This window comes from Streptomyces sp. NPDC002643, from assembly GCF_053592555.1.
This window is the reverse complement of sequence record NZ_JBSFVY010000015.1, coordinates 63,688-90,642: the sequence shown is the minus strand read 5'-3', so window position 1 is coordinate 90,642 and position 26,955 is coordinate 63,688. Positions and strand designations below refer to the sequence as shown.

25 protein-coding genes are annotated in these 26,955 nt (G+C 70.5%); 12 read left to right on the top strand and 13 right to left on the bottom strand.

Annotated features, from left to right (window positions below; translation table 11 throughout):
* Positions 1-242 precede the first annotated feature (242 nt).
* Entirely contained in the window at positions 243-2,834 is a 2,592-nt protein-coding gene (locus ACWD4G_RS23435) for an ATP-binding protein (protein ID WP_451296373.1), read from the top strand.
* A 253-nt stretch (positions 2,835-3,087) separates the two neighbouring features.
* Here the strand turns inward: ACWD4G_RS23435 and nucS are convergent, their stop codons facing one another.
* On the bottom strand, positions 3,088-3,759 hold the full coding sequence (nucS, locus tag ACWD4G_RS23430; protein ID WP_451296371.1) for an endonuclease NucS: 672 nt from the start codon (positions 3,757-3,759) through the stop codon (positions 3,088-3,090).
* Between the two features lie 393 nt (positions 3,760-4,152).
* Between nucS and ACWD4G_RS23425 the strand changes: the two genes are divergently transcribed.
* Positions 4,153-4,545: an SCO5389 family protein gene (locus tag ACWD4G_RS23425; protein ID WP_451296369.1), complete on the top strand. Its 393-nt coding sequence runs from the start codon at positions 4,153-4,155 to the stop codon at positions 4,543-4,545.
* A 147-nt stretch (positions 4,546-4,692) separates the two neighbouring features.
* Here the strand turns inward: ACWD4G_RS23425 and ACWD4G_RS23420 are convergent, their stop codons facing one another.
* Entirely contained in the window at positions 4,693-5,721 is a 1,029-nt protein-coding gene (locus ACWD4G_RS23420) for an LLM class flavin-dependent oxidoreductase (RefSeq protein ID WP_451296367.1), read from the bottom strand.
* Positions 5,722-5,955: 234 nt separating this feature from the next.
* On the opposite strand from ACWD4G_RS23420, the gene ACWD4G_RS23415 reads away from it, so the two are divergent.
* A complete protein-coding gene (locus tag ACWD4G_RS23415; RefSeq protein ID WP_451296365.1) occupies positions 5,956-6,288 on the top strand; it encodes an ATP/GTP-binding protein in 333 nt (110 codons plus the stop codon).
* A gap of 17 nt (positions 6,289-6,305) precedes the next feature.
* Here ACWD4G_RS23415 and ACWD4G_RS23410 read toward each other — a convergent pair whose 3' ends face one another.
* The 7 genes from ACWD4G_RS23410 to mce form a co-directional block, all read right to left on the bottom strand.
* The gene (locus ACWD4G_RS23410; protein ID WP_451296363.1) at positions 6,306-7,175 is read right to left on the bottom strand and encodes an ABC transporter permease; all 870 of its coding nucleotides are present in this window, start codon (positions 7,173-7,175) and stop codon (positions 6,306-6,308) included.
* Positions 7,172-8,461, bottom strand: a complete 1,290-nt coding sequence (locus ACWD4G_RS23405) for an ABC transporter ATP-binding protein (RefSeq protein ID WP_451296361.1) — start codon at positions 8,459-8,461, stop codon at positions 7,172-7,174. Before ACWD4G_RS23405 ends, ACWD4G_RS23410 begins: the two co-directional genes overlap by 4 nt.
* 197 nt (positions 8,462-8,658) lie before the next feature.
* On the bottom strand, positions 8,659-9,429 hold the full coding sequence (locus tag ACWD4G_RS23400; RefSeq protein WP_451296359.1) for an ABC transporter permease: 771 nt from the start codon (positions 9,427-9,429) through the stop codon (positions 8,659-8,661).
* A gap of 2 nt (positions 9,430-9,431) precedes the next feature.
* On the bottom strand, positions 9,432-10,409 hold the full coding sequence (locus tag ACWD4G_RS23395; protein WP_451296357.1) for an ABC transporter ATP-binding protein: 978 nt from the start codon (positions 10,407-10,409) through the stop codon (positions 9,432-9,434).
* Between the two features lie 322 nt (positions 10,410-10,731).
* A complete protein-coding gene (locus tag ACWD4G_RS23390; protein ID WP_451296355.1) occupies positions 10,732-11,670 on the bottom strand; it encodes a cellulose-binding protein in 939 nt (312 codons plus the stop codon).
* A 247-nt stretch (positions 11,671-11,917) separates the two neighbouring features.
* Entirely contained in the window at positions 11,918-15,766 is a 3,849-nt protein-coding gene (scy, locus tag ACWD4G_RS23385; RefSeq protein ID WP_451296353.1) for a polarized growth protein Scy, read from the bottom strand.
* Positions 15,767-16,018: 252 nt separating this feature from the next.
* The gene (gene mce, locus ACWD4G_RS23380) at positions 16,019-16,459 is read right to left on the bottom strand and encodes a methylmalonyl-CoA epimerase (protein WP_451296351.1); all 441 of its coding nucleotides are present in this window, start codon (positions 16,457-16,459) and stop codon (positions 16,019-16,021) included.
* A gap of 151 nt (positions 16,460-16,610) precedes the next feature.
* On the opposite strand from mce, the gene ACWD4G_RS23375 reads away from it, so the two are divergent.
* Both ACWD4G_RS23375 and meaB read left to right on the top strand, forming a co-directional pair.
* Positions 16,611-17,813 carry an acetyl-CoA C-acetyltransferase gene (locus ACWD4G_RS23375; protein ID WP_451296349.1) on the top strand — a complete coding sequence of 401 codons (1,203 nt, stop codon included), beginning with the start codon at positions 16,611-16,613 and terminating at the stop codon, positions 17,811-17,813.
* A 61-nt stretch (positions 17,814-17,874) separates the two neighbouring features.
* Positions 17,875-18,831: a methylmalonyl Co-A mutase-associated GTPase MeaB gene (gene meaB / locus ACWD4G_RS23370; protein WP_451296347.1), complete on the top strand. Its 957-nt coding sequence runs from the start codon at positions 17,875-17,877 to the stop codon at positions 18,829-18,831.
* A 201-nt stretch (positions 18,832-19,032) separates the two neighbouring features.
* On the opposite strand, the gene ACWD4G_RS23365 is transcribed toward meaB, so the two are convergent.
* Positions 19,033-19,341, bottom strand: coding sequence for an MTH1187 family thiamine-binding protein (locus ACWD4G_RS23365; protein ID WP_451296345.1), 309 nt, complete (start codon positions 19,339-19,341; stop codon positions 19,033-19,035).
* Positions 19,338-19,682, bottom strand: a complete 345-nt coding sequence (locus tag ACWD4G_RS23360; RefSeq protein ID WP_451296343.1) for a DUF3817 domain-containing protein — start codon at positions 19,680-19,682, stop codon at positions 19,338-19,340. The genes ACWD4G_RS23365 and ACWD4G_RS23360 overlap by 4 nt, the downstream gene beginning before the upstream one ends.
* Positions 19,683-19,873: 191 nt before the next feature.
* On the opposite strand from ACWD4G_RS23360, the gene ACWD4G_RS23355 reads away from it, so the two are divergent.
* From ACWD4G_RS23355 to ACWD4G_RS23340, 4 genes are all read left to right on the top strand, one after another.
* Entirely contained in the window at positions 19,874-20,506 is a 633-nt protein-coding gene (locus tag ACWD4G_RS23355) for an AIM24 family protein (RefSeq protein ID WP_451296658.1), read from the top strand.
* Between the two features lies 1 nt (position 20,507).
* A complete protein-coding gene (locus tag ACWD4G_RS23350; protein WP_451296341.1) occupies positions 20,508-21,158 on the top strand; it encodes an AIM24 family protein in 651 nt (216 codons plus the stop codon).
* 2 nt (positions 21,159-21,160) lie between these two features.
* A complete protein-coding gene (locus ACWD4G_RS23345) occupies positions 21,161-21,958 on the top strand; it encodes an AIM24 family protein (RefSeq protein ID WP_451296656.1) in 798 nt (265 codons plus the stop codon).
* 110 nt (positions 21,959-22,068) lie between these two features.
* Entirely contained in the window at positions 22,069-22,545 is a 477-nt protein-coding gene (locus tag ACWD4G_RS23340; protein WP_451296339.1) for a MarR family winged helix-turn-helix transcriptional regulator, read from the top strand.
* 95 nt (positions 22,546-22,640) lie between these two features.
* On the opposite strand, the gene ACWD4G_RS23335 is transcribed toward ACWD4G_RS23340, so the two are convergent.
* Complete coding sequence (locus tag ACWD4G_RS23335) at positions 22,641-24,071, bottom strand: ATP-binding protein (protein ID WP_451296337.1); 1,431 nt, start codon at positions 24,069-24,071, stop codon at positions 22,641-22,643.
* Positions 24,068-24,790: a response regulator transcription factor gene (locus tag ACWD4G_RS23330; RefSeq protein WP_451296335.1), complete on the bottom strand. Its 723-nt coding sequence runs from the start codon at positions 24,788-24,790 to the stop codon at positions 24,068-24,070. Before ACWD4G_RS23330 ends, ACWD4G_RS23335 begins: the two co-directional genes overlap by 4 nt.
* Before the next feature lie 172 nt (positions 24,791-24,962).
* Here ACWD4G_RS23330 and ACWD4G_RS23325 point away from each other — a divergent pair, with 172 nt between their 5' ends.
* The 3 genes from ACWD4G_RS23325 (at position 24,963) to ACWD4G_RS23315 (ending at position 26,947) form a co-directional block, all read left to right on the top strand.
* Positions 24,963-25,736 (top strand): PepSY domain-containing protein, encoded by a 774-nt coding sequence (locus ACWD4G_RS23325; RefSeq protein ID WP_451296333.1) that lies wholly within the window; start codon positions 24,963-24,965, stop codon positions 25,734-25,736.
* Between the two features lie 306 nt (positions 25,737-26,042).
* Positions 26,043-26,552, top strand: coding sequence for a MarR family winged helix-turn-helix transcriptional regulator (locus tag ACWD4G_RS23320; protein ID WP_451296331.1), 510 nt, complete (start codon positions 26,043-26,045; stop codon positions 26,550-26,552).
* Positions 26,553-26,608: 56 nt separating this feature from the next.
* Positions 26,609-26,947 (top strand): DUF3817 domain-containing protein, encoded by a 339-nt coding sequence (locus ACWD4G_RS23315; protein ID WP_451296329.1) that lies wholly within the window; start codon positions 26,609-26,611, stop codon positions 26,945-26,947.
* Positions 26,948-26,955: the final 8 nt, after the last annotated feature.

Here is a 26,955-nt window from a genome sequence, read left to right as displayed (position 1 = left end):
ACAATCCACCCGCAGTGACCCAACAGCCTCATAAGCGGAGCGCACCGGCAATCCTCACGAGACTGTGATGTCTGCGACGGCCCGCGACCCCGGGCTGTCGGAGATACTGTGCGAAGGTTTAGGGTTCGGCTGCCCGCTGCCAGCAACCCTCACGCGGGTTCCGGACCAGAAGCGACAGCGCGGTGTGCGACACGGCCGGGAGGGGCTCCAGCACACGAGACGCTTTTGGGGGGCTAGAACCGATGGACCCGATGGACCGCGGACCCGAAGAGTACGGCCACGACGACGCGACCGCGCTCGGCAAGCGTCCCCCGAGGGACGCCCTGGCGCAGGACTTCGGCCAGCACGCTCCGGCACTCGCCCGCACCGTCCAGCTCGTCTCCGGCGACTTCCTGGTCACGGTCAACCCCGTCGACGGCAGCGAGGTGGAGAACTGCCCGCCGGGCGAACTGCCGGCCCGGCCCGTGAAGCACGCGCCGGACGAGCGCGCCGAACTCGACCGCGCCGCCCGGCCGCCCGTACCGCCGGGCCCCTCGCTGCCCAGGCTGGCCCTGCTCCGGCGCGACGACGAGAGGGAACGGCTCGTCCGTCTCCTCGCCCGCGGCCGCTCCGTCCGTCTCACCGGTGCCCCAGGCTCCGGCCGCACCATGCTCCTCGACGCCGTCGCCGCGGACTGCGCCGATCTGGCCCCCGACGGCGTCGTACGGCTAGACGGCCACGGACGCACACCGGACGACCTGCTGTACGACCTGTTCGCCGCCGTGTACAGCGCGCCCCTGTTCCGGCCCGTGCGGGAGCAGATCCTCGATGTCGTACGGGAGATCGGCGCGGTCGTCGTCCTGGACGACCTGGAGTTCGGCGGGGTGGCCCTCGACGAGCTGCTCGACGCGACCCCCGAGTGCGCCTTCCTGCTGGCCGCCACCCCCGACGTACCCCTGCCGTCCGCCGACGCTCCCCTGGAGGAGATCGTCCTCGGCGGCTTCGACCGGGAGGGCAGCCTGGAGCTGCTGGAGCGCGGGGTCGGGCGGGCGCTCACCGAGGACGAGGTCAGCTGGGCGGGTGACCTGCTCTTCGAGTCCGAGGGGCTGCCGCTCAGGTTCGCCCAGGCCGGGGCCCTGCTCCGACAGCGCGACCGGCTGCGCGCCGGGGCGAACGCCGTCGACGAGTTCGGCGTCTTCGCCGACGCCCCGCCGGTCGAGACGGCCTACGACACCGCCGCCGACGACGACCACGAGATCCCCCTGCCCTCGCTCGCCGAGGGTGCCGCGCCCGCCGCGCTGCTCGCCTCCCGGCTGAGCGAGTCGGCGCGCGAGACCTTGCGATTCGCGGTCGCACTCGGCGGCGAGGTCCCGCACCAGGCGCATCTGCCCGCCCTCGTGGGCGACACCCATGCCGACGCCGCCCTCGGCGAACTCGTCGGCAGCGCCCTCGTCACCCCGGTCGGCGCCCGCTACCGGCTCGCCGCCGGGGTGCGCACCCAACTGGAGGCCGCCGGATACGCCGACGACGTCGAGGGGCACGCCCGGACGGCCGCCCGGCACTACGCCTGGTGGGCCGGGCACCCCTCGGTCACCCCCGAGCGGGTCTCGGCCGAGGCCGACGCCGTACTCGCCGCGCTCACGCTCCTCGGGCCGCTCACCGAGCCGCCGCAGGAGGACGAGGAGAGCATCGCCGTACAGCTGGCCCGGCAGGCGGCGCCCGCGTTCGCGGCCGGGCTGCGCTGGAGCGCCTGGGACCGGGCGCTGCGGGCCGGTTCCGAGGCCGCGCTGCTCGCGGGGGAGACCGGCGACCAGGCGTACTTCCACCATGAACTCGGTGTCCTCGCGCTCTGCCTGGGCCGGCTCGACCTGGCCCGCGTCGAACTGGAGGCCTCCATCGCGCTGCGCGGCGCCCTCGCCGACAAGCGCGGCGCCGTCGCCGGCCGCCGTGCCCTCGCCCTCGTCGCCGACCGCTCCGGGGCGACACCGCCCGGCGGGCGCACGGCAGCGGGGGAGGAGGTACCGGACGCCCGCCACGAGGAGTCGGCCTCGCCGCCGGGCGGGGTGCCCTCCGGGTACGCGTCGGCGGGCTTCGGCGCGGTGGGCCTGGGCGCCGGCACCGGCCTGGGCACGGGGGCGGTCGGCGCGGTGGGGCCTCCTCTGACGACCGGTGTCGAGACGACCCTGGTCACCCAGCGCCCCGGCTCGCCCTCTCCGGCGCACAAGGCCGGCGGCCTCAAGAGCCTCGTCGGCGGCGCCCGCCGCAACCTGGCCGCCGTGGGAGCCGGCGCCCTCCTGGCCGCCGTCCTCGGCACGGTCGTCACCCTCGGCGCGACCTCCGACAACACCCCCGACGCCCCCGCCGAACGCATCGGCGTCAACCCGTCCGCCAGCGAGGGCACCGACAGCGGGGGGCTGGGCGCCGACGAGCCGAAGCAGAACCCCGACAACGAAAACCCCGGCGTGGTCCCCGCCCCCACGGACCCGGGCCCCGACGGCACATACGGCACGGGGGACGACCCGACACCTACGGACACGGCGGGGCCGACGGACGACCCGAGCGGCACCGAGGGGGCCGGGGACCCGTCGCCTTCGAAGTCGACAAAGCCGACGCCCTCCGAGTCCGAGTCGTCAGAGCCGACCCCCAGCGAGTCGGAATCGGAGTCGGAGTCGTCAGAGCCGACCCCCAGCGAGTCGGAATCGGAGTCGGAGGGGCCGACGCCGTCGGAGGAACCGACACCGCCGGAGAACACCGACACCATGAGCGCACCCGCCTCCAATGAGCCCGTCGAGACCAGCAGCTCGGCAAGCGAACCCGAGGCCACAGTGGACCCCCCGACCGAAACGCTGGCCTGACCCTGCTCCACGCGGCGTACTCGGCTCGCCCCCTCTTCCCGCCGCGACGGCGATCAGCCCGTACGACGCTGTCCGGCGGTGCCGAACCGGCCTGAGGAATGTTCGGCACCGCCGGACAACGCCGTCGTGGTCGATCGCCGCCGCGGCGGAAAAGGTGCGCCGAGGCAAGAGAGAGCCGGCGAAGCCGGGCCCGTAGCGCCAAGACGGGGCCGGTGAAAGCGGCGCTGTGCTGCGGTGGGGCTCGGCTGTTCGCTCAGAACAACCGCAGCTTGTCGTCCTCGATGCCGCGGAGGGCGTCGTAGTCGAGGACCTGGCAGGTGATGCCCCGGTCGGTGGCGAGGACTCGGGCCTGGGGTTTGATCTCCTGGGCCGCGAAGACGCCCCGGACGGGCGCGAGATGGGGATCGCGGTTCAACAGCTCCAGATAGCGGGTGAGTTGCTCGACACCGTCGATCTCACCCCGCCGCTTGATCTCGACCGCCACGGTCCCGCCCTCGCCGTCCCGGCACAGGATGTCCACCGGCCCGATCGCCGTCATGTACTCGCGGCGGATCAAGGTGTAGCCGTCGCCCAGCGTTTCGATGCGGTCGGCCAGCAGCTCCTGAAGGTGCGCCTCGACGCCGTCCTTGATGAGCCCGGGGTCCACACCCAACTCGTGCGAGGAGTCGTGGAGGACCTCCTCCATCGTGATGATGAGCTTCTCGCCCGCCTTGTTGATGACGGTCCAGACGCCGGCCTCCTCCCCCGTACCCTCCTTCAGCGTGCAGGGCGGCGACATCCAGTTGAGGGGCTTGTAGGCCCGGTCGTCCGCGTGGATCGAGACGCTGCCGTCCGCCTTCACCAGGATCAGACGGGGGGCCGAGGGAAGGTGGGCGGTGAGCCGGCCCGCGTAGTCCACGGAGCAGCGGGCAATGACGAGACGCATGGTCGGCAACGCTACTCGACACCCCCACCTCCGCGCGATTCGGTCCACACAACCCCATCCGGGCCGACGACGTCCCTCCACCGAAACGCGTTCGACGACTGCTCCCGAGCCCCTCCCACCCCAGGGGGAACTGTCGCCCTCTGTCACCGCCGCAGTGCTCTCCCATCGGGCTTCGCCGTCCCCCCGGCATGTGCCACTGTCAACTCCTGTTCGGCAATGGCTGATTGTGTGCGTCAAGGGCCGCGTCGGTGCGCGCATTCTCCTGGTGCGGCCCCCTGCCGTTGCATACGGTAGAAACGCGAGGTCGCGAACCGTGCACTCTGCGTGTTCGGCGAGTGAGCTCGAACCCTGTCCGTCAACCCCTGTTGTTGTGGGGGTGCGAGAGGAGAACCCATGTCGCTCGACGTCTCACCGGCCCTACTCGAACAGGCCGAGCGAGGCGAGGTCGACGAAGCAGCCTTCGTCGACTGCGTCCGGACCTCCCTGCCCTACGCGTGGGAGATGATCAGCTCCTTGGTGGCCCAGCTGAAGGTGGACGGCGGAGAGTTCGCCGACAACCAGACGCCGCCGCCGGACGAGCAGGCACGCGGACAGCTGCTCCGCGCGCTCGCCAGTGACGCGATTCGCGGCGCGCTGCAGCGGCACTTCGGTGTACGGCTGGCCTTCCAGAACTGCCACCGGGTGGCGGTGTTCCCCATGGACCCGTCCGTGGACGAGAGGCTGGCCAAATTCACCTCGATCCGCGGCCAGCTCCTCAACCAGTCTCCGGAACTCCGGGACTGCTGAGGGCATGCCGCAGTACAGCTTGCCGCTCCAACCGCGGGAGGTGCATCAGTAATCGGGGCGGCAAGCTCCCCGCAACGCGCTCAGTGTTCTCGCTGACGCGACCGGTGTTTTCGCGAACAGGCTCAGCGCCTCGCTGAACGTCGCGGCTCAGCCGAGGTGAGGCAGCACCTCGGCACCGAGTCGTCGTACGTTCTCCTCCGTCGCCGCCAGATCGCCGGAGCCCTCGACGAGCAGCGCGAAGCGGGAGATACCGGTGCGCTCGCTCGTCGCCGCCAGCCGGTCGGCGCACAGACGCGGCGTCCCCACCGGGTGGAGGCCGCAGAGCAGTTCGGTGTACGCGAGCGGGTCCCGCATGGAGCGGGCCCGGCCGTCCACGGTCACATGGGCGTCGAGGCCCTGCTTCAGCCAGCCCGGCATCGCCTTGGTGAGCGCCTCTACGGCGTCGGTGCGCCGGTCCGCGATCTGGCAGACCCCGGCGGAGACATGGGCCGCGCTGGCGATCTCCTCGGGTGAACGGCCCGCCGCACGGGCGAAGTTGCGCCACATCGCGACCATCTCGGCCTTCTCCTCGTCCCCGACGTGCATTCCGAGGAGCATCGACAGCCCGCGCTCGGCGGCCAGTCGTACGCTCGCGGGCGAGGTGCAGGCGACCACGACCTCCGGCCCGGGCCGCTCGCCGATGTCCTCCGACGGCCTCGGTACGACGGGGACCTCACGGAAGCTGAATCGTTCCCCCGAGGCCGACACCGAGGGTTCGCGCAGCCAGCGCGTGAGCAGATCGAGTGATTCCGGGAAGCCGTTGTCGTAGGCGTCGAGTCCGGTGCCGAAGACTTCGAGATCGACCCAGGGCCCGCCGCGTCCGACACCCAGGGAGAACCGGCCGCCCGAGGTGACATGGAGCAGGGCCGCCTGTTCGCCCAGGGCCACGGGGTGGACGGTCGGCAGCACGCTGACCGCCGTGCCGACGCGAATCCGCCGGGTGCGCCCCAGGAGTAACGCGGCGAGAGTGATCGCCGACGGGCATGTGCCGTACGGCACGAAATGGTGCTCGGCCAGCCAGACGGAGTCCAGCCCGGACTCCTCGGCGACATCCGCCGTCCGTACCGCCCGATGGAGCGCCTCCCCCTGGCCCTGGCCGGGGAACTGGGCTCCCAGTACAAATGTTCCTACGCGCATCGCACTTCCTGCTTCCTCGGCTCCGACTCGGGAGCTCCCCCACCCGGCATAACCGCCTGACACGTGCCGAAGACACGGCTTGGCGGCGAGATTTGCGGATTGTCTGCAGAATCGTGCGGACGGAGGACATTCTGAGGTGTGTTCTGGGGTGTTTGGTGACGTACGCGTACCCCCACCGGGCCCGCGTAGGCTGGACACCCACCCTGCTCCCTGTATAGCCCCGTGAGGTGTCCCGTGTCTCCGCGTCGCAATCGCCCCAAGGGCGTTGGCTCGTCAGGCGGTCGGGCCGAGGACGACCGCTCGGACCGGTACGGCGGCTGGCAGTCCAGCGAGAGCTGGCAGGGCGACGACTGGAGCGTGCGGCATGTGGCGGGCGCGAGTGCCCAGGGCAAGACGTACCGCTGCCCCGGCTGCGACCAGATGATCCCCTCCGGGGTGCCCCATGTCGTCGCCTGGCCCGAGCACTCGGGTGTCGACGAGCGCCGGCACTGGCACAAGGCCTGCTGGAACGCGAAGGACCGCCGCACCACGCGGGTGCAGCGGTCCCGTAACGCGCCGCGGTTCTGAGCCGGGGCCGACCGGGTTCAGACGTCCCGCTTCTCCAGCAGGGCGTACGCGGCGACGGCCGTGACACCGACCAGGGCGAGCATGATCCACAGCGGGTCCCAGCCGGACGGGCCGGACTGGCTGAGCTCCGAGCCGTAGAAGACGCTGAGCTGGCTCGGGATCGAGTACTCCAGCAGGAACTCCTGTACGTCTTTCAGCGACTCCGCGAACATGAAGATCGCGATGACCAGCGGGGCCAGGAACACCCCGAGCATGATGGTGATCGCGCCCGCCGAGTGCCGGATCAGCGAACCGATCAGCAGGGACAGCAGACCGAACAGCGACAGGAACAGGCTGACGCCGATCGTCGCCTTGAGCCACTCCTCACCGGTGGGCGTCGCCGCGCCGTTGCCCTCCAGGATCGCCACCTGGGCGAAGCCCACGAACGCGCTGGTGACCAGGGTGATCGTGAAGGAGAGCCCGAAGAACACCAGCGACTTCGCCGCCAGCACCCGGCCCCGGCTCGGGCACGCGGTCGTCGTCGTACGGATCATGCCGGTGCCGTACTCGGAGGCCGTGGTCAGCACCCCGAGCGTGATCAGACAGACGCTGCCGAGCATCAGCCCGAACAGGCCGAGCCCCAGCGGGGATTCACCCTCCAGGTTCATCTCCGTGGAGGCGGCGATCAGCGCGAAGAGCAGACCGAGGCCGACCTGAAGGACGATGAAGACGCCCAGCGTCCACATCGTCGAGCGCACCGACTTGATCTTCGTCCACTCGGAGGCGAGGGCATGCCCGAGATGGGTGCGCACGACCGGGATCGGCGAGGTGTACGAACTCCCCGGCGCCCCCTGCCAGTTCGGCGCGGGCGGCTGCTGCTGGGCGATGTGCGGCTGGGGCGTGCTCATCGGGCGTCCTCGGACTTGGTCAGGTCGGCGGCGGGTGTGGCGGGCGCCGCCGGTGCGGCAGGGGCGGAAGGCGCGGCGGCGGGCTGCGCGGGCGCGGGTGCCTGAGGCGCGGCGGGGGCCTGCGGTGCGGCGGGGGCCGCCTGGGCGGCGTAGGGGTTCGGCTGCGGCTGCGGCTGCGGCTGTCCGGGGGCCGGCGCCGGGGCGGAGGGCGCCGGAGCCCCGTACGGACCTGGCTGCGGCGGTGCGAAGGGCTGACCGCCCTGCTGCGGGGCCGGCGGTGCGTACCAGCCGGGCTGGCCCTGGCCCGGGACGGGCATGGGCGGGGTCGCGCCGGGCGGCAGGGGCTGCTGGAGCCCGGCCTTCTGGTCGATGGTCGAGCGGTAGTCGACGGCGCCCTGCGTCATCCGCATGTACGCCTCCTCCAGCGAGGCCTGGTGCGGCGACAGCTCCCACAGCCGTACGTCGGCGTCGTGCGCGAGGTCGCTGATCCGGGGGAGCGGCAGACCCATGACGCGCAGCGCGCCGTCCTGCTCCGGCAGCACCTGGCCACCCGCCTCGGTCAGCGCGGACGTCAGCTTCTCGCGCTGCTGCGGCTCGCTGTCGGGCGTCCTCACGCGCGCGAAGTCGGCCGAGTTCGCCGAGATGAAGTCCTTCACGCTCATGTCGGACAGCAGCTGACCGCGTCCGATCACGATCAGATGGTCGGCGGTCAGCGCCATCTCGCTCATCAGATGCGAGGAGACGAAGACCGTACGGCCCTCCGCGGCGAGCGCCTTCATCAGATTGCGCACCCAGAGGATGCCCTCGGGGTCGAGGCCGTTGACCGGCTCGTCGAACAGCAGTACCTGGGGGTCGCCGAGCAGCGCGGCGGCGATACCGAGCCGCTGGCCCATGCCGAGCGAGAAGCCCTTGGAGCGCTTTTTGGCCACATCCTGGAGGCCGACGACGCCCAGCACCTCGTCCACACGGCGGGCCGGGATACCCGACAACTGTGCCAGCGACAGCAGATGGCTGCGCGCGCTCCGGCCGCCGTGCACCGCCTTGGCGTCGAGCAGGGCACCGACCTGGCGGGCCGCGTTCGGCAGCTTGCGGTACGGGTAGCCGCCGATCGTCACCTGCCCGGAGGTGGGGTTGTCGAGGCCGAGGATCATGCGCATCGTCGTCGACTTGCCCGAGCCGTTGGGCCCGAGGAAGCCGGTGACGGCCCCCGGCCGCACCTGGAAGGAAAGGTTGTACACGGCCGTCTTGGCGCCGTAGCGCTTCGTCAGGCCGACTGCCTCGATCATGCTCCGCACCCATCGAACGGTTTCGGACGTCTCGGTCTCGTCTCAGGACGTCGGGGCGCACGCCCCCGTAAGGGTTAGGAGCTTATCCGGGCGTTGACGGTTCCGGCCAAGAGAAAGTAAAGGGATACGGCTCACGCGCCGGGCCACTCGGGCTCATGTGCCGGGCCGCACCGGCTCACGCCTCATGTCGCTCCCATTCACGCATCGCGCCGCTTCAACAGCAGATATCCGCCGATCAGCGCCGCCACCGTCCACGCCACCATGATCGCGAGTCCGCCCCAGGGCCCGTACGGGGTGTCGTCGTCCACCGGGGCGACCACCTGCATGATCTTGCTGCCGGCCTGGTCGGGCAGATACTGGCCGACCTTCTTCGTGGCGTCGACTCCGCCGAGGATGTTGGAGATGAGGAAGAAGAACGGCATCAGAATGCCGAGCGACAGCATCGGCGAGCGCAGCATCGCGGCCACGCCCATCGAGAACACGGCGATGAGCGTCATGTACAGCCCGCCGCCGATGACCGCCCGCATGACGCCCGGGTCACCGATGTGGGCCTTGTGCTCGCCGAGCATCGCCTGCCCGAGGAAGAACGTCACGAAGCTGGTCGCGATGCCGACGACGAAGGCGAGCGCCGTGGCCACCGCGATCTTGCTGAACAGAAAGGTGCCGCGCTGCGGTACGGCGGCCAGCGAGACCCGGATCATCCCGGTGCTGTACTCGTTCGACACCACCAGCACCCCGAACACGATCATCGCCAGCTGACCTAGGCTCGTCCCCGCGAAACTGATGAACGTCGGGTCGAACGACAGCTGGTCCTCGCGGCTCATGCTGTCGAACTCGTTCGCCGCCAGCAGTGAGATGAGCACACCGAGCGCGATCGTGACGATCACGGCGAGCGAAAGCGTCCACACGGTGGAGGCCACCGACCGAATCTTGGTCCACTCCGACCGTACGACCTGTGCCGCGGCCATCCTCAGCCCTCCTTCTTCCAGCCGTCGCCCCACCCCTGGGCCCGGACCCGGGGCGAAGGCCGGTCCGGGGCTGTCTCGCTGTGCGCGTGATACTCCACGGACTCGGCCGTGAGCTGCATGAACGCCTCCTCCAGCGAGGCCTGCTGCGGACTCAGCTCATGCAGCACGACCTGATGCTCCGCCGCCAGTTCCCCGATCTGCTCGGACTTGCCCCCGTCCACTTCGAGCGTGCCGTTGCCCGCCTCGACGGCGGTGATCCCGGCCTCGTACAGCACATCGCGCAACCTCTCCCGCTGGGGAGTGCGAATCCGTACGTACGACCGGGAGTTGCGCTGGATGAAGTCGGCCATGGAGGTGTCGGCGAGCAGCCGGCCCTGGCCGATGACGACCAGGTGATCGGCGGTCAGTGCCATCTCGCTCATCAGATGCGAGGAAACGAACACGGTACGACCCTGTGCCGCGAGGGACTTCATCAGATTCCGAATCCAATGAATCCCCTCCGGATCAAGCCCGTTCACCGGCTCGTCGAACATCAGGATGCGCGGGTCACCGAGCAGCGCGCCCGCGATGCCGAGGCGCTGACCCATCCCGAGGGAGAACCCCTTGGCCTTCTTCCGGGCGACCGCCGTGAGCCCCACCGTGTCGAGTACTTCGCGCACCCGGGCCCTGGGGATGCCGTTGCTCTGTGCGAGGCAGAGGAGATGGTTGAAGGCGCTACGGCCGCCGTGTACGGCCTTGGCGTCCAGCAGCGCGCCGATGTACTTGAGCGGGTCGTGGAGTCCGTCGTAGTGCTTCCCGTCGATCCGCACGTCGCCGGCCGTGGGCCGGTCCAGGCCCAGAATCATCCGCATGGTGGTCGATTTCCCGGCCCCGTTGGGCCCGAGGAACCCCGTGACCATGCCGGGCCGCACGGCGAAGGTCAGATTGTTCACCGCGACCTTCTCGCCATACCGCTTGGTCAGCCCGTCGAGCTCGATCATGCGGCCACGCTAAGGGGGCCACGGAGAGGGTGCCACCGGAGGTGGCTTGGCCGACTGTGGCAGCTGGGCCAGCCCCAATAGGGGCGCGGGGAACTGCGCGACCAGCCACGCACGGTCTGTAGCCGCGATACTGCACGCACCCCCGAGCTATTTGGGCGACCGTACGACGGTGCTGGCCGGGCCGGAGTCACGCTTACCGGCGCTCACAGGGTGCCGCCGCGCCCACCCGTGCCGCCCCAGCGGCACGATTGCCCGCGGTTAAGCGAACCCGAAGGGCCCGCGCCCCGGAGGGGGTGCGGGCCCTTGTGAACCAGGCTGGTGGCTACCTCGTCTGCTGGGCCGGAACGCCGCGGGAGATCGGCTCGTCGTCCGTCGCCGGGGTGCCGGCGGCGGCGACCGCGGCACCCGTGAGGGTCGCCAGCATCTCGCGCACGTTCGTCAGCTGCGCGTTGATGCTGTCGCGGCGGTTGGTGAGGGCCGCCAGCTCGCGCTCGGATTCCGAACGGATGCGGTCGGCCTTGGCGTTCGCGTCGGCCACGATGTCCTCGGCCTGACGCTGGGCCGTCTCCACCGTCTGGCGGGCACGACGCTCGGCGTCGGTGCGGAGCTTCTCCGCCTCCAGCCGCAGCTGCTCGGCGCGGTGCTCGATCTCGGCGAGCCGCTTCTCGGCCTTCTGCTGACGCGAGGCCAGGTCGCGCTCGGACTGCTCACGCCGCTTGGCGAGGTTCGTCTCGAAGTCGGCGGCGGCCTGCGCGGCCTTGGCGCGGGTCTCCTCGAAGAGGGCGTCCGCCTCCTCGCGCTTGGACTGCGCGTCCTTCTGCGCCTCGGCCCGCAGCTGCGCGGCGTCGGACTTGGCCTTCTCGACGATCCGGACGCCCTCGTCCTCGGCCTTGGCCTTGCGCTCCGCCGCGAACGACTCGGCGTCGTTGCGCACCTGCTGGGCGGCCGACTCGGCGAGGTCGCGGTGCTGCTCGGCGGCGCGGCGGGCCTCCTCGCGCAGGTCCTTCGCCTCCTCCTCGGCGAGGCGGAGGATCTTCTCGACGCGGGCGCCGAGCCCGGCGTAGGACGGCTCGGCGTCGGTGACCGCGGCCTGGGCGTTCTGCGTCTCGAGGTGCAGCTCTTCGATGCGCTTTTCGAGCGCGGTGATACGGGCGAGAGCGGAGTCACGGTCGGAGACGAGCTTGGAGATACGTTCGTCCACCTGAGCGCGGTCGTATCCACGCCGCACAAGCTCGAAGCCGTAGGGGGAAGTGTCGCTCATGGGGTTCCTGTCGAATGAGACCGGTGAGGTGATAGGTGGAATCCTAGGGGGCGAAGCGGCGTGTCATCGAGCAGATGCACGTTTGATCTGGAGAATGACACCCCTTTTGAGTGGCCGACCATCGGAATACTTGCCAGAAACTTTGCATCAAGGCCCTGGCAAGCACAGAAAGAACACAAATTGGTGTCCATGGCGACATCCGGGTGACCGGGCGGCGCGGGACCATACCCGCAACGGCCCGGCCCCGCTAGCCGTCTGACGACTTGCCACCCGATCGAGTAGCACCCGCCGCGGCGCCCGCCTTGACTCCACCGTCCTTGCCGCTCGACGGGGCCTCAAAAGACTCCAACGCCTCCAGGACGTCCTGGACACGGGAAATCTCCGCATTGATGTCCTCGCGGCGGCGGACCAGCACCTCAAGTTCCCGCTTGCCCTCCTCGACCGTACGGCGGGCTTCGCGGATCGCCTCCGCCTTGAGTTCCTCGGCCTCGCGGATCAGCGTGGTCTTCTTCTGCTCGGCTTCCTTGAGCAGACCCTCCGCCTTCTTCACCGCCGCGATACGGACCTTGCCCGCCTCGGAGTTCGCCTCGGAAACGATCTCCTTGGCCTTCGCGGTCGCCTTCTCCAACTGTTCCTCGGACGCTTTGATGAGCGCGTCACAACGGTCACCCGTTGTTTTCATCGTCTCCGACGCCTCACGGCGGGCGCGCTCGTGCAGCGCCTCGATCTCGGCCGTGATCCGGTCGCGCAACTCCTCCGCCCGCTCCCTTATGGCGGTCGCGTCCCGGCGCGCACCGACCAGCAGCTCATCGGCGTCCGTACGGGCCTTCTCCACCATGGAGTTGCCCTCGACGGTCGCCTCGGAGACCAGCCGGTCGGCCTCCTTGCGGGCCGCGCCCACCATGGAGTCGGCCCGCTCCTCGGCGTCCGCGGTGGTCTGCAGCGACTGCTTCTGCGCCTCGGCGAGCAGCTTGTCGGCCTCGGCGGCGGTCTCCGAGATCAGCTTGTCGACCTGCTCGGCGGCCTCGGAGCGCCGCTTGTTGGCGGCGTTGCGGGCCTCGTCCAGCATCCGGTCGGCCGCCTCGCGCGCCGCCGACGTCATCCGTTCGGCCTCGTCCTCCGCCTCGTCGCGCGCCCGCTCGGCGTCCCTGCGGACCCGCTCGGCGTGCTGCTGAGCGGAGCCGACCATCTCGGCGGCCTCGGCCCGCATCCGCTCGGCGTCGTCCGTCGCCTCCGCCACCAACCGCTCGGCGGCGGCCACCGATTCGGCCCGGACCCGCTCGGCCTCCTCGTTGGTCTCCCGCGTCAGCCGCTCGGCCTCGGCGGTGACCTCGGTGATCAGGGTGTCGGCCTGGGTGGCCGCGTCCGACCGGATGCGGTTGGCGTCCTCACGGGCCTCCGCCCGGGTGCGCGAGGCGTCCTGGTCGGCCCGCGCGATGGTGTCCGAAGCCTCCGTACGCACCCGCTGGGCGTGCTCGGCGGTGTCCGAACGCACCCGCTCCGCCTCGGCGATGGCCTCCGCGACCGTACGCTCGGCGAGCGCCTTCGCGGCGTCCGTCTCCTCGCGCGCCTGCTGCCGGACCCGGGCCGCGTCCTCCGAGGCCCGCTCCCGCTCGGCGTAGGCGTCGGCGCGTACCCGGTCCGACTCCTCCTCGGCCTCCCGGCGCGTACGCTCCGCCGCGTGGTCCGCCGCGTTGCGCAGACCGGCGATCTCCTCCTGGGCCTGCTCGTGCAGCCCGGCCACCGAGTCCCGTACCTGCTGGGCGTGTTGCTCGGCGGCCGACACCATCTCCGTGGCACGCCGCTCGGCCTCCTCGACCAGCCGTACGGCCTCGGCCTGGGCCTCCTCCACGCGCTTGCGCGCCGAGGCCAGCAGCTCCTCGCTCTGCTCGCGGGCCCGCTCACGCTCCTGGTCGGCCTCCTGCCGGGCGGCACCGAGGAGTTCATCGGCCTCGCGGCGGCGCCGGGCGGCCTCCTCCTGCGCGGCGGCCAGCGTCTCGGACGCCTCCGTCGCCAGCCGCTCGGCCGCGGCCTGCGCCTCGGCCCGTACCCGGTCGGCGGTGTCCTGCGCCTCCGACTTCAGCCGCTCGGCCTCGGCCGCCGCGTCCGACCGGAGCCGTACGGCGATGGCCTCGCCCTCGGCGCGGGAAGCGGACGCGTCGGAGGCGGCCTCGTCCCGCAGCCGCTGCACCTCGGCCTCGGCCTGCGCCTGGAGCGTACGAATCCGCTCGGCGGCCTCGGAACGCAGCCGGTCCGTCTCCTCGCCGGCCTCGCGGCGGATGCGCTCGGCCTCGGAGCGGGCGTCGGTGAGCGCCTCCTCGGCGGAGGCGAGACGTGCCTCGGCCTCGCCGTGCAGCCGGGCCAGTTCCTCGGCGGCCTCCGCCTTGCGGGCCTCGACGCCCCGCTCGGTCTCCTCGCGCAGCTCCAGCGCGGCCCGCTCGGCCTCCGCCTTCAGCTCGTCGGACTGCTCGACGGCCTCGGCCCGATACCGCTCGGCCTCCTTGCGGGTGCGCTCCAGGGTCTCCTCGGCCTGCCGGCGCAGCGTCGAAGCGCGTTCGATGGCCTCCGTGCGGACCTTCTCGCTGTCCGCGGTGGCCGTCTGCCGCAGCTCATCGGCGTCCGTACGGGCCTTGGCGAGCAGCTCCTCGGCGGTCTTGGCCGCCTCCTCGATCTGCTGGACGGCCTCCTTGCGGGCCTCCGCGCGGATCTTCTCGCCCTCGGCGACCGCCTCGGAGCGCAGCTGCTCGGCCTCGCCGCGCAGCCGACGCGCCTCCTCCTGCAGCTCGACCGTCTTGGCGCGGTACTCCTTGGTGTCGTCCTTCGCCGTGCCCTTGAGCTGCTCGGCGATGTCATGCGCCTCGGCACGCAGCCGGTCCGCCTCGGCCTCGGCCTCGGCACGGATGCGCTCGGCCTCCTCGGCGGCGGCCTTGGTCGTGTTCCGGGCTTCCTCGGACGCCTTGTTCAGCACGTCCTCGGCGGTCTTGGCCGTCTTGGCGAGCGCCGACGCCGACTCCTCGGCGGTGATCGAGCGGGCCTTCTCGGAGGCCTCGGCGACGATCTTCTCGGCCTCGGCCCTGGCGTCCGCGACGACTTCCTCGGCGGCCGCCTTGGTGGCCTCGGCGTCCTTCGTGGCCTCCTCGACCAGCCGGGCGACCTGCTCCTTGGCCGTACGGGTGCGCTGCTCGTTGGTCGATTCGGCACTGGAGAGGGCCTTGGCCGCGTTCTCCTTGGCCTCGTTGACCAGCTTCTCGGCCTCCGTGCGGGCCTCGCGCAGGGCGGTGTCGGCCTCCGCCATGCGCTGCTCGGCGGTCCGGCTCAGCTCGGCGGCCTGACGGCGGGCGGCATCCGACTCGTTCGCCGAGGACGAGCGCAGCTGCTCGGCGTGGTCGGTGGCCTCCTGGGCCTGGGTGGACGCCGCGTTCAGCAGTCGCTCGGCCTCGGCGCGGGCCCGGCGCAGGATCTGGTCGGCCTCGCCGCGCGCGGCCTCCGCGTCGCTCTGCAGCCGCTGACGGGCCTCGGTGGTGAGCCGCTCGGCCTCCGCGCGGGCGGCGGCCAGCGCCTGGTCGGCCTCGGCGCGCGACTCGTCGACCAGACGGCGCGCCTGGGCCTCGGAGCGGGCGCGCAGTTGCTCGGCCCACGCCACGTTCTCGTTGACATGCGACTCGACCGTCTGGCGGCGCTCCGACAGCTCCTGGTCGAGTTGCTGGCGGCGGGTGACGGCCTCCTGGTGCAGCTCCGCCTGGAGGCGGGCGGCCTGCTCGGCGTGCTCCTGGAGAATCCGCTGGGTCTGCGCCCGGGCCTGGCTCAGCTCGCGCTCGGCGTCGGCGCGCATCTGGTCGGCCTGCATCTGGGCCTGGCGGAGCATCTGCTCGGCCTGGTACCCGAGGTCGCCACCGTCGTAGGCGGGCCGGGACATGAGGGTGCGACGCGCCTCGTGCAGCTTGGCGCGCAGCACCTCGACCTGGTAGCCGAGGTCCTCGGCGTGCTGGATCGCCTTTTCCCGCTCGGTCTTCAGCCGCTCCATCTCGGCCTCGAACCGAGAGAGGTGGTCGACGTCAGCCGCCGGCTCTCGCTCCTGGCGTTCGTAGCCCCGCACTGCGCGGTCCCATCCGTCCCCTGGTCGCAACCTCTGGCAAACGAGCTCCGTCCAACCGGCGAACGGCGCCCCCGGGGAATGGTGTCAGATCAACGGCGGAGCACGGGCTGCCGCCCTAACCCTCGTCCCCCGAAACCTGGACCCCGGCCCTTGGACCCCGCCATCCCCGTCATCCGGAAGGCGGCAGGACCCGGGCCGTCACCCCGAAAGGGGACGGCCGACCCCAACCCTACCGGCCCATATGTACGGGGGTCAGTGCTCAGGTGACTCAACTGGCGCCGAAGTGACCAGTTCTGTCAGTACGCCATGACAATCCTTGGGGTGCAGAAACGTGATCCGTGACCCCATGGAACCGCGTCGAGGCTCCTCGTACAGGACGCGTACGCCCTTGTCCTTGATCGCGGCCGCCTCGCCGTCCACGTCCGCCGTACCGAAGGCGATGTGATGGACCCCCTCGCCGTTCTTCGCCAGCCACTTGGCGACCGTGGAGTCCTCCCGGGTCGGCTCCAGAAGCTGCAGGTAGGAGGCGCCGCCGTCATCCGTACTGTTGATCTTGAGCATGGCCTCGCGGACGCCCTGCTCCTCGTTGACCTCGGAGTGGTACACCTCGAAGCCGTATGTCGCCCGATAGAACTCGACGGTGGCGTCGAGGTCGAAACAGGCGATCCCGATGTGGTCGATTCGCGTCAGCATGGAGTCAGTGCAGCGCTCCCACGACGGTTACGCAACGTGCCAGCGATCACACTGACAGCCCGGTGACGGCACGGAGTGCCACTCAGTACATTCGAAGTAAACCCTCGTTCACTCCTCGGCTGTCCTAGCAGCTGGAAGGGGATCGCATCTCATGACTGGAACGAACGGCCGGACCTCGGTGATCGTCGCGGGCGCACGTACGCCCATGGGACGGTTGCTCGGTTCGCTGAAGTCCTTCTCCGGAGCCGACCTCGGCGGCTTCGCCATCAAGGCCGCCCTCGACCGTGCGGGGATCGGCGGCGACCAGGTGCAGTACGTGATCATGGGCCAGGTGCTCCAGGCCGGCGCGGGCCAGATCCCGGCCCGCCAGGCGGCCGTCAAGGCCGGCATCCCGATGAGCGTCCCGGCGCTCACCGTCAACAAGGTGTGCCTGTCCGGCCTCGACGCGATCGCCCTCGCCGACCAGCTGATCCGCGCCGGCGAGTTCGACGTGATCGTCGCGGGCGGCCAGGAGTCCATGACCAACGCCCCGCATCTGCTGCCCAAGTCCCGCGAGGGCTACAAGTACGGCGCCATCGAGATGCTCGACTCCATGGCGCACGACGGTCTCACCGACTCCTTCGAGGGCATCGCCATGGGCGAGTCCACGGAGAAGCACAACACCCGCCTCGGCATCCTGCGCCCCGAGCAGGACGAGATCGCCGCGCTCTCGCACCAGCGGGCCGCCGCCGCCCAGAAGAACGGCCTCTTCGACGCCGAGATCACCCCCGTCGAGATCCCGCAGCGCAAGGGCGAGCCGGTCGTCTTCAGCCAGGACGAGGGCATCCGGGGCGAGACCACGACCGAGTCCCTGGGCAAGCTGCGCCCTGCGTTCGCCAAGGACGGCACGATCACCGCCGGTACGTCCTCGCAGATCTCCGACGGCGCGGCGGCCGTGGTCGTGATGAGCAAGGAGAAGGCCCAGGAGCTGGGCCTTCAGTGGCTCGCCGAGATCGGCGCCCACGGGAACGTCGCCGGACCCGACAACTCGCTCCAGTCGCAGCCGTCGAACGCGATCGACCACGCCCTGAAGAAGGAGGGCCTGGACGTTGCCGACCTCGACCTCGTCGAGATCAACGAGGCCTTCGCCGCCGTGGCCGTCCAGTCAATGAAGGACCTGGGCGTTTCCCCGGAAAAGGTGAACGTCAACGGTGGTGCGATCGCCCTCGGTCACCCCATCGGCATGTCGGGCGCCCGCCTCGTCCTGCATCTGGCGCTGGAGCTCAAGCGCCGGGGCGGCGGCGTCGGCGCGGCGGCCCTGTGCGGCGGCGGCGGGCAGGGGGACGCGCTGATCGTGCGGGTACCGAAGGCCTGAGGACGCTGTACGTCTGACCTGGTCGGTCTCCTCCGACCGGTCCGACTCGATCGGAGCTGTGATGCAGGACGTCCCCACGCTGGTGGCCCAGGCCAGACAGGGGCGGCCACGTGCCGTCGCCCGGCTGATCTCCCTGGTGGAGGGGGCGTCCCCACAGCTCCGCGAGGTGATGCGGACGCTGGCCCCGCTGACCGGCGGGGCGTACGTGGTGGGGCTGACAGGATCGCCGGGCGTCGGCAAGTCGACGTCGACCTCGGCGCTGGTGGCCGCCTACCGCCGGGCGGGCAAGCGGGTCGGCGTCCTCGCCGTGGACCCCTCGTCCCCCTTCTCCGGGGGCGCCCTGCTCGGCGACCGGGTCCGGATGTCGGACCACGCCTCCGACCCCGGCGTCTACATCCGCTCGATGGCGACCCGCGGCCACTTGGGCGGCCTGGCCTGGGCCGCCCCGCAGGCGATCCGCGTCCTGGACGCGGCCGGGTGCGAGGTGATCCTGGTCGAGACGGTCGGCGTGGGCCAGTCGGAGGTGGAGATCGCCTCCCAGGCGGACACGAGCGTGGTGCTGCTGGCCCCCGGCATGGGCGACGGCATCCAGGCCGCCAAGGCGGGAATCCTGGAGATCGGTGACGTCTACGTCGTCAACAAGGCCGACCGCGACGGCGCCGACGCCACGGCCCGCGAACTCAACCACATGCTCGGCCTGGGCGAGGCCCGCCGCCCCGGCGACTGGCGCCCCCCGATCGTGAAGACGGTCGCGTCACGGGGCGAGGGCATCGACGAGGTCGTGGCGGCCCTGGAGAAGCACCGGGCCTGGATGGAGGAGCGCGGCGTCCTGGCCGACCGCAGGCGCGCACGGGCGTCCCACGAGGTGGAGACGATCGCCGTCACGGCCCTGCGCCAACGCATCGGCGACCTGCACGGCGACCGCCGACTGAGCGCGCTGGCGGAACGGATCGTGGCGGGGGAACTGGACCCGTACGGTGCGGCCGACGAACTGATCGCGGGCCTTACGCGGGGGTGAGCGCAGGAGGCCACACGCACGCTGTGGCACTGAGTGCCGCATCGGGGGCAGCCGGGCCGTTCGAGGAGGGACGCGTCCCCGACCTACGGTTCGGCAGCGCCCTAAAGGGGCGCGGGGCTGTGTCGATATGCGGCTCCGCCGCGTGGGCGCGACCAGCCACGACGGCGCGTCAGCTGACAGACGACCCATCTCGGCCCCCACCTATCGCGGCCCACCCAGCGGAGCGATCAGGCGTTCCACGGTCTCGACCTTCGAGGTCAACCCGTCCGTCACCCCGGGGCGGATGTCCGCCTTGAGGACCAGGGACACCCTGGGCGCCCGCGCCTCGACGGCGGCCACGGCACGCCGTACGACGTCCATCACCTCGTCCCAGTCGCCCTCGATGGACGTGAACATGGCGTCGGTGCGGTTCGGCAGACCGGATGCGCGGACCACTCGGACGGCGTCGGCGACGTACTCCCCCACGTCCTCGCCGACGCCGAGCGGGGTCACCGAGAAGGCGACGATCACGCGTTCACGATCCCTTCCTTGCGGGCGCGGGAGGCGATGAGGGCGTCCTCGGCCTCACGGCGCAGCTTGCGGTCGGCGAAGAAGCCGCCGGTGGGCAGGACCGAGAGGATGAAGTACAGGGCGGCGGTCTTGAGCGACCACTTCGTACGGTTCCAGGCGTCCGCCCAGAAGATCAGGTACAGGATGAACAGGATCGCGTGGACCCAGCCCATCACCGGCACCGCGTTGAAGTCGGTCGTGCGCTTGAGCACCGAGCAGACGAGCAGCAGCAGAAACGACACCGCTTCGGGTGCGGAGACGAGGCGCAGTCGGCGCAGGGCGGAGGCGGTCTTGATGTCCACGGGTCACCTTCGGTGGGGTCGGCGGGCGAGTCGGCGCACTCGCGTGTCGGGTCTTTGTGAACGGAAGCACAAGCGCCGCCCATTCTGGCATCCGTCAATCTCCCGACGCCCTAGGGGTCCCCTCAGGGTCGAGATACACCTCTGGGACCTGTCCTGTCCCACCCTCGGCCGGTTACCGTCACCCCGTGGCAATGTTCCGACTTCAAGGCAGCAAAGTGCTCGCCGTCGAGATGACCGGGGACGCCGTGAAGGCGAAGAACGGCTCGATGGTCGCGTACGACGGTCAGATGTCGTTCAAGAAGCTGAGCGGCGGCGGTGAGGGGCTGCGCGGGATGGTGACGCGGCGCCTGACCGGTGAGCAGATGACGTTGATGGAGGTGACCGGGCGGGGGACCTGCTGGTTCGCGGACCGCGCCTCGGAGATCAACCTCGTGAATCTCCAGGGGGACAAGCTGTACGTGGAGTCGAGCAATCTGCTCGCGACGGACTCCGGGCTGCGCACGGGCACGAGCTTCACGGGGCTGCGCGGCGCCTCGCAGGGCAACGGCCTGTTCACGACGACGATAGAGGGCCACGGCCAGGCGGCGATCATGTCGGACGGCCCGGCGGTGGTGCTGAGGGTGAGTCACCAGTACCCGCTGACGGTGGACCCGGGGGCGTACATCGCCCATCAGGGCAATCTCCAGCAGTCGTTCCAGTCCGGTGTGACGTTCCGCACGTTCCTCGGGGAGGGCGGCGGCGAGGCCTTCCAGATCCGCTTCGAGGGCGAGGGCCTGGTCTACGTCCAGCCGAGCGAGCGCAACACGATCGCGGGGGAGGTGTGACATGGCCTTCCGTGAGATCAACTCCAAGATGATCGAGGCGACCGTGATGCCCGGTCAGCGGCTGTTCAGCCAGCGCGGTGCGATGCTCGCCTACAAGGGCGAGGTGTCGTTCACGCCGAACATGGCCGGCGGCCAGGGCGGCGTGATGTCGATGATCGGCCGCCGGGTGGCGAACGAGGACACCCCGCTGATGTCGGTCGAGGGCAACGGCACGGTCCTCTTCGGCCACGGCGGCCACCACATCCAGGTCATCCAGCTCACCGGCGACACCCTCTACGTGGAGGCCGACCGGCTGCTCGCCTTCGAGGGCACCCTCCAGCAGGGCACGATGTTCATGGGCTCGCAGGGCGGCGTCATGGGCATGGTGCGCGGCCAGATCAGCGGCCAGGGCCTGTTCACCACCACCCTCAAGGGCCACGGCGCGGTCGCCGTGATGGCCCACGGCGGTGTCTTCGAGGTCCCGATCACCCCCCAGCGCCCGGTCCATGTGGACCCCCAGGCGTATGTGGCGCACCACGGCGACGTACGCAACAAGCTCTCCACCGCGCTCGGCTGGCGCGACATGGTGGGCCGCGGCTCCGGCGAGGCGTTCCAGCTGGAGCTGAGCGGCAGCGGTGCGGTGTACGTCCAGGCCTCGGAGGAGAAGCTGTGAGCATGTACGGGGCCCCGGGCGCCGGCCCGACCGTCTTCGACCCCATGACGTTGCCGAGCGACGACAACGTCAACAACTACACCTTCTGCGTGGAACTCAAGGGGAGCCAGTGGTTCCTGCAGAAGGGCAAGATGATCGCCTACTACGGCCAGATGGAGTTCAACGGCATCGGGCACGGCCGGCTGGACGGTCTCGTGCGTACGTCGTTCCATTCGCCTCTGCACGCGAGCGACTGGGTGGTGGCACAGGGCTCCGGCAAGATGCTCCTCGCCGACCGGGCCTTCGACGTCAATTCGTACGATCTGGACGAGGGCAATCTGACCATTCGCTCGGGCAACCTTCTCGCGTTTCAGCCAAGTCTCGCGCTGAAGCAGTCGATCGTTCCGGGGTTCCTGACGCTGATCGGGACCGGGAAGTTCGTGGCGGCCTCCAACGGTCCGGTGGTCTTCATGGAACCCCCCATTCGGGTCGATCCCCAGGCCCTCGTCGGCTGGGCCGACTGCCCGTCCCCGTGCCACCACTACGACCACGGGTACATGCAGGGCGTGATGGGCGGTCTACGTGCGCTGACGGGCCTCGGCGGAGCCTCCGGCGAGGAGCACCAGTTCGAGTTCGTCGGGGCCGGTACGGTGCTGCTCCAGTCGTCGGAGACGCTGATGGCGGAGCAGGCCACGGGCATGGTCCCGCACGAGCCGGGAGTGCCTGGTGGCGGCGGGATGGTCGGGGGTCACGGCGGCCAGGCCGGTGCACCGCGCCTTCCCGGACAGCTCGGAGACCTACAGCGTCGCTTCGGGCTGTGAGCGGTAGTCTGCGGAGTGTGACGTCGAACGTGTGCACGCCGTCACGGTTCCACCCGTACCACCGCAACCCTCAGTAGTTCGCCTTTCAACCTTTTAGGTAGACTTCATTCATGGAGACCGAGACGGCCACGCGCTGGCTGACCGATGCGGAGCAGTGCGCCTGGCGCACCCATCTGGACGTCAACAGATTGCTGATGCACCAGCTCGAAAGGGATCTGCAGCCGTTCGGCCTGACAATGAACGACTACGAGATCCTGGTGAACCTCTCCGAGTCGGAGGGGCTGCGGATGCGGATGAGCGACCTCGCCGCCGCGACCCTGCAGTCCAAGAGCCGGCTCTCGCACCAGATCACGCGTATGGAGAACGCGGATCTTGTGCGGCGTGAGAACTGCGAGTCCGATCGGCGGGGGCTGTTCGCCGTGCTCACCGAGCACGGCATGGACACGATGAAGAAGGTGGCGCCACATCATGTCGCCTCCGTGCGGCGGCACTTCATTGATCTGCTGCCGGCGGAGGCGTTGGAGGAGTTGCGGACGTCTTTGACTCCGATTGCGGAGCATCTTCGGAGCCACCGGGGTAAGCCGTAGCGCTCCGCTGGGAGAGCCGAATGGAGCGCCGTGGGGGCTGCGGGGTGTTGTCGGCTGCCGGCTGAGTTCGGCTGGTCGCGCAGTTCCCCGCGCCCCTAGGTTTGCTGGGGTAGCCGAAGCTCGAAGAGGGCGCCCCCCTCTGGGGAGTCGGTCACCGTCAGCGTGCCTCCGTGGCGTACCGCGATGTCCCTTGCTATTGCCAGGCCCAGGCCGGCTCCACCCTCGTCCCTCGCTCTTGACTCGTCCAGGCGGACGAAGCGTTCGAAGATTCGGGTGCGGTCCGGGTCGGGGACTCCGGAGCCGTCGTCGGCCACCGACAGGACGATCCAGGGGGGCTGGGTGCGCAAGGTGACCGTCACCCGGCTTCTGGCGTGTCTCTGGGCGTTGTCCAGGAGGTTGGTGAGGACTCGGGTGAGCTGGGCCTTCGAGCCGTTCACCTCCAGGGAGTCCGCCGTCGCCTCGACGGTCACGCCGGGCCGGTCGGCGGTCTCCTGCCTCACCACCTTCGCCAGGTCGAAGTGGGCGTTCGGGGCGGGGCGTTCGCCGGCGTCCAGGCGGGCCAGGAGGAGGAGGTCGGCGGCCAGGGACTGGAGGCGGACCGTGTCCTCGACCGCGCCGTCCAGGTCCAGCAACTCCGGGTGCGCGGCGGCCACTTCGAGTTGGGTGCGCAGGGACGCGATGGGGCTGCGCAGTTCGTGGGAGGCGTCGGCGACGAAGGCGCGCTGGCGTTCCACCGAGGTCTCCAGGGCGGCCAGTGTCTCGTTCGTCGTACGGGCGAGGCGGGCGATCTCGTCGTGGGTGTCCGGTTCGGGGACGCGACGGGAGAGGTCCTCCGAGGCGGTGATCGCGGCCATCTCGGCGCGGATGCCCTCGACGGGGCGCAGGGCCCGCCGGGTGACGGTGTACGTCACCCCGCCGACCGTCAGCAGCAGCAGGGGCAGACCGATGAGCATCGTCGTCAGCGCGGTGTCGACGGCGTCCTCCTCGACGGAGAGCGGGGCGCCCGCGTACACGGTGAGCGGAACCCCGCCCGGGGTGATCACGTCGACCGCGGCGAACCGGTAGTGCTCCGTCTCCCCCTCGACGGTCGCGGTGCCCTCGCCGTACCAGGTCTCGTCGGCGATCCCGCCTGGTGCGAGGGTGTCCTCGTCCTCCGCCTCACGGTCGCCCTCGGCCCTGTCGTCGGCGTCGTCGTTGGTCTCGGAGTTGAGGCGGTCCGAGGCGACCTCGGTCACGTTCATGCCCTCGACGTCCTCGCCGACGGCGACGGGCGTGTTGTTCCGGTCCAGGACCTCGACGGGGTTCTCGTCGCCGTCCGGCAGGTTCAGCTCGTCGTACGCGAATCCGTTGGCCAGCGCCGAGGCGGCGTTGCGGGCCACGGAGTCGGCCTCCGAGTCCGCCTTGTCGATGAGGGTGAACCGCAGTGAGAGCAGTACGGCGGTTCCCGCGGCGACCAGGGCGATGGCCACGACGACGGTCGCGGCGAGCGTGGCGCGGGCCCGTACGGAGGCGAGACGGCGCTTCATGGGCGGGCCTCCAGGCGGTAACCGGCCCCGCGGACCGTTTTGATGAGCGTGGGGCCGAGCTTGCGGCGCAGGGTGCTGATGTAGACCTCGACGATGTTGGGGTCGCCGTCGTAGGCGAAGTCCCAGACGTGCTCCAGGATGTCGGCCTTGGACACGACCTCGCCGGCCCGCAGGACGAGCTGTTCCAGGACCGCGAACTCCTTGGTGGTGAGGGCGACTTCGTCCTCCGCGAGGAACACCCGCCGGGCGGCCGTGTCGAGCTTGAGGGCGCCCACGGTGTGCAGGGGTGAGGCGCCGCCGGCCGGGCCCCGGCGGCGGAGCAGGGCCTTCACCCGGGCGACCAGGACGACGTATGAGAAGGGCTTGGTGAGGTAGTCGTCGGCGCCCGTGTCGAGGCCCTCGGCCTCGTCGTACTCGCCGTCCTTCGCGGTGAGCATCAGGATCGGTACGTCGTGGCCGGCGGCGCGCAGGGCGGCGCAGACGCGGTAGCCGTTCATGCCGGGGAGCATGATGTCGAGGATCACGAGGTCGTACGACCCCTCGCTCGCCCGGTGCAGGCCGTCGATGCCGTCGTGGACGACGTCCACGGCGTACCCCTCGGCCGTCAGGCCCTTGGCCAGCGACACGGCGAGTCGCTTCTCGTCTTCCGCGATCAAGAATCGAGGGGTGCGGCGCGAAGCGCCTCGGACAGGGCGGTGGTGGGAGACGGGTGGGCGCATGGCTTCAGCTTGGCAAACCGAACCTGAAGCGGTCTTCAGGCGGCTTCAGGTCTGCTTCAGTGACGCTCCGCCAGATTGGTTCCCGTCGACAGCAGACGAGGCGGACAAGCCGACTGCAACCGGCGACACCATCCGTTACTGGTTGCGACCAGTCGCATTCTGGAGGAATCCCATGAAGCGCAACATCGTCATCGCCACCATCGCGGCCGTGGCCCTGATCGGCGGCGGCACCGCCACCGCCATCGCGGTCTCGGGCGACGACGAGGCGCCCGCGAAGAAGACCGTGACCGTGTCGAACGACGGCGACGACAACTCGGACGACGGCAACGGCTACGACCGCGACGACGTGGACGTCAACGACACCGACGGCGGTGACGCCGGCGACGGCAGTGACGCCGGCGGCGACACGGCTCAGGACGAGGCCGCCGACCGCGCCGAGGACCGGGCCGCCCGGGACACGGACGAGGACGCCGACGACAAGGCCGAGAACGCCGCCGAGGCCAAGGCCGGGAAGATCACGGCGGCCGACGCCATCGAGGCCGCCCTCAAGCACAAGGCCGGTACGGCCGTGTCCGCCGACCTCGACGACGAGGGCAACACCCACGTCTGGGACGTCGACCTCTTCACCAACGGCGGGACCTGGCACAGCGTCCAGATCGACCCGGCCACCGGCAAGGTCCTCGGCTCCCATGTCGACCGGGACGAGGACGGGGACGACGCCGCCGAGACCGAGGCGATCCGGGCCGCCCTCAAGGGCAGCTCCGTGACCGCAGCCGAGGCCGCCGAGGCGGGTGCCGCCAAGGGCACCGTCACCTCCGTCGACCTCGACGAGGACAGCGCGGACCAGGCGTGGAGCGTCGACACCACCGCCGCCGACGGCACCGGCAGCGACTGGCGGGTGGACCTCGACTCCGCCAAGGTGACGGCGGACCGCTCGGACGACTGACCTTCCCTCCCCGGCGGAGGGGCCGACGTCGCCGAGCCCCCGAGGGCGACCGACGCCTCCCCGTCCCCCCACAGGTAGGGGCACCCGACACCGGGTGCCCCTACCGCCGTGTGCGGCCCCCGGTATGCGAGGCCGCCCCGTATACGAGGCCGCCCCGATACGCGAGGTCGCCCCGCCGGAGCCCCGCTCCCCCCCACCCCACCCGGCCGGTGGTGAGTCCGGGTGGGGTGGGGGGATTTCAGGGAGGCGGGACCGAAAAGCGAGACGGGGCTGACCATGATGTGACCGGCCGGTAAGGTCGATGTCGTGCCGAAGCCGCTCAGCCTCTCCTTCGATCCCATCGCGCGCGCCGACGAGCACTGGAGGCAGCGCTGGGGAAACGTCCCGTCCATGGCCGCGATCACCTCGATCATGCGCGCCCAGCAGATCCTGCTGGCGGAGGTCGACGCGGTCGTCAAGCCGTACGGGCTGACCTTCGCGCGCTATGAGGCGCTGGTGCTGCTCACCTTCTCCCAGAAGGGCGAGCTGCCGATGTCGAAGATCGGCGAGCGGCTGATGGTGCACCCCACATCGGTGACGAACACCGTGGACCGCCTGGTCAAGTCCGGCCTGGTCGACAAACGCCCCAACCCCAACGACGGCCGGGGCACCCTCGCCTCCATCACCGACAAGGGCCGCGAGGTCTGCGAGGCCGCCACCCGCGAACTCATGTCCATGGACTTCGGCCTCAGCGCCTACGACGCAGAGGAATGCGCCGAAATCTTCGCCATGCTCCGACCCCTGCGGGTGGCGGCGGGGGACTTCGAGGAGGGCTGAGCGCACGTCGAGGGGCGCCCGAAGATCGTTCGAGACGGGTGGTTACGCTCGGGTGCATGAAAAAGAGCGTGCTCACCCGCTATCGCGTCATGGCCTATGTCACCGGTGTGCTGCTGGTCCTGCTGACCCTCGGTGTGATCGCCAAGTATCTGCTCAAGTTGGACGGCGCCGACAGCTTCACCCAGGTCATCGGTATCGCACACGGCTGGCTGTACGTCCTGTACCTCGTCTTCGCCTTCGATCTCGGTTCCAAGGCGAAGTGGCCGGTGCGCAAGCAGCTGTGGGTGCTGCTGGCGGGCACGATCCCCACCGCGGCCTTCTTCGTGGAGCGGCGTATCACCCACGAACTCGGGGTCGAGGCCAAGGACGCCTCGCCCGTGACCGCCAAGGCCTGAGCGCCGAC

What these genes read in the sequence shown, in the direction of transcription:
- ACWD4G_RS23435 (WP_451296373.1), top strand. Translation starts at nt 243, where the DNA reads ATGGACCCGATGGACCGCGGACCCGAAGAGTACGGCCACGACGACGCG.
- nucS (WP_451296371.1), bottom strand. Translation starts at nt 3,759, where the DNA reads ATGCGTCTCGTCATTGCCCGCTGCTCCGTGGACTACGCGGGCCGGCTC.
- ACWD4G_RS23425 (WP_451296369.1), top strand. Translation starts at nt 4,153, where the DNA reads ATGTCGCTCGACGTCTCACCGGCCCTACTCGAACAGGCCGAGCGAGGC.
- ACWD4G_RS23420 (WP_451296367.1), bottom strand. Translation starts at nt 5,721, where the DNA reads ATGCGCGTAGGAACATTTGTACTGGGAGCCCAGTTCCCCGGCCAGGGC.
- ACWD4G_RS23410 (WP_451296363.1), bottom strand. Translation starts at nt 7,175, where the DNA reads ATGAGCACGCCCCAGCCGCACATCGCCCAGCAGCAGCCGCCCGCGCCG.
- ACWD4G_RS23405 (WP_451296361.1), bottom strand. Translation starts at nt 8,461, where the DNA reads ATGATCGAGGCAGTCGGCCTGACGAAGCGCTACGGCGCCAAGACGGCC.
- ACWD4G_RS23400 (WP_451296359.1), bottom strand. Translation starts at nt 9,429, where the DNA reads ATGGCCGCGGCACAGGTCGTACGGTCGGAGTGGACCAAGATTCGGTCG.
- ACWD4G_RS23395 (WP_451296357.1), bottom strand. Translation starts at nt 10,409, where the DNA reads ATGATCGAGCTCGACGGGCTGACCAAGCGGTATGGCGAGAAGGTCGCG.
- ACWD4G_RS23390 (WP_451296355.1), bottom strand. Translation starts at nt 11,670, where the DNA reads ATGAGCGACACTTCCCCCTACGGCTTCGAGCTTGTGCGGCGTGGATAC.
- mce (WP_451296351.1), bottom strand. Translation starts at nt 16,459, where the DNA reads ATGCTGACGCGAATCGACCACATCGGGATCGCCTGTTTCGACCTCGAC.
- ACWD4G_RS23375 (WP_451296349.1), top strand. Translation starts at nt 16,611, where the DNA reads ATGACTGGAACGAACGGCCGGACCTCGGTGATCGTCGCGGGCGCACGT.
- meaB (WP_451296347.1), top strand. Translation starts at nt 17,875, where the DNA reads ATGCAGGACGTCCCCACGCTGGTGGCCCAGGCCAGACAGGGGCGGCCA.
- ACWD4G_RS23355 (WP_451296658.1), top strand. Translation starts at nt 19,874, where the DNA reads ATGTTCCGACTTCAAGGCAGCAAAGTGCTCGCCGTCGAGATGACCGGG.
- ACWD4G_RS23350 (WP_451296341.1), top strand. Translation starts at nt 20,508, where the DNA reads ATGGCCTTCCGTGAGATCAACTCCAAGATGATCGAGGCGACCGTGATG.
- ACWD4G_RS23345 (WP_451296656.1), top strand. Translation starts at nt 21,161, where the DNA reads ATGTACGGGGCCCCGGGCGCCGGCCCGACCGTCTTCGACCCCATGACG.
- ACWD4G_RS23340 (WP_451296339.1), top strand. Translation starts at nt 22,069, where the DNA reads ATGGAGACCGAGACGGCCACGCGCTGGCTGACCGATGCGGAGCAGTGC.
- ACWD4G_RS23335 (WP_451296337.1), bottom strand. Translation starts at nt 24,071, where the DNA reads ATGAAGCGCCGTCTCGCCTCCGTACGGGCCCGCGCCACGCTCGCCGCG.
- ACWD4G_RS23330 (WP_451296335.1), bottom strand. Translation starts at nt 24,790, where the DNA reads ATGCGCCCACCCGTCTCCCACCACCGCCCTGTCCGAGGCGCTTCGCGC.
- ACWD4G_RS23325 (WP_451296333.1), top strand. Translation starts at nt 24,963, where the DNA reads ATGAAGCGCAACATCGTCATCGCCACCATCGCGGCCGTGGCCCTGATC.
- ACWD4G_RS23315 (WP_451296329.1), top strand. Translation starts at nt 26,609, where the DNA reads ATGAAAAAGAGCGTGCTCACCCGCTATCGCGTCATGGCCTATGTCACC.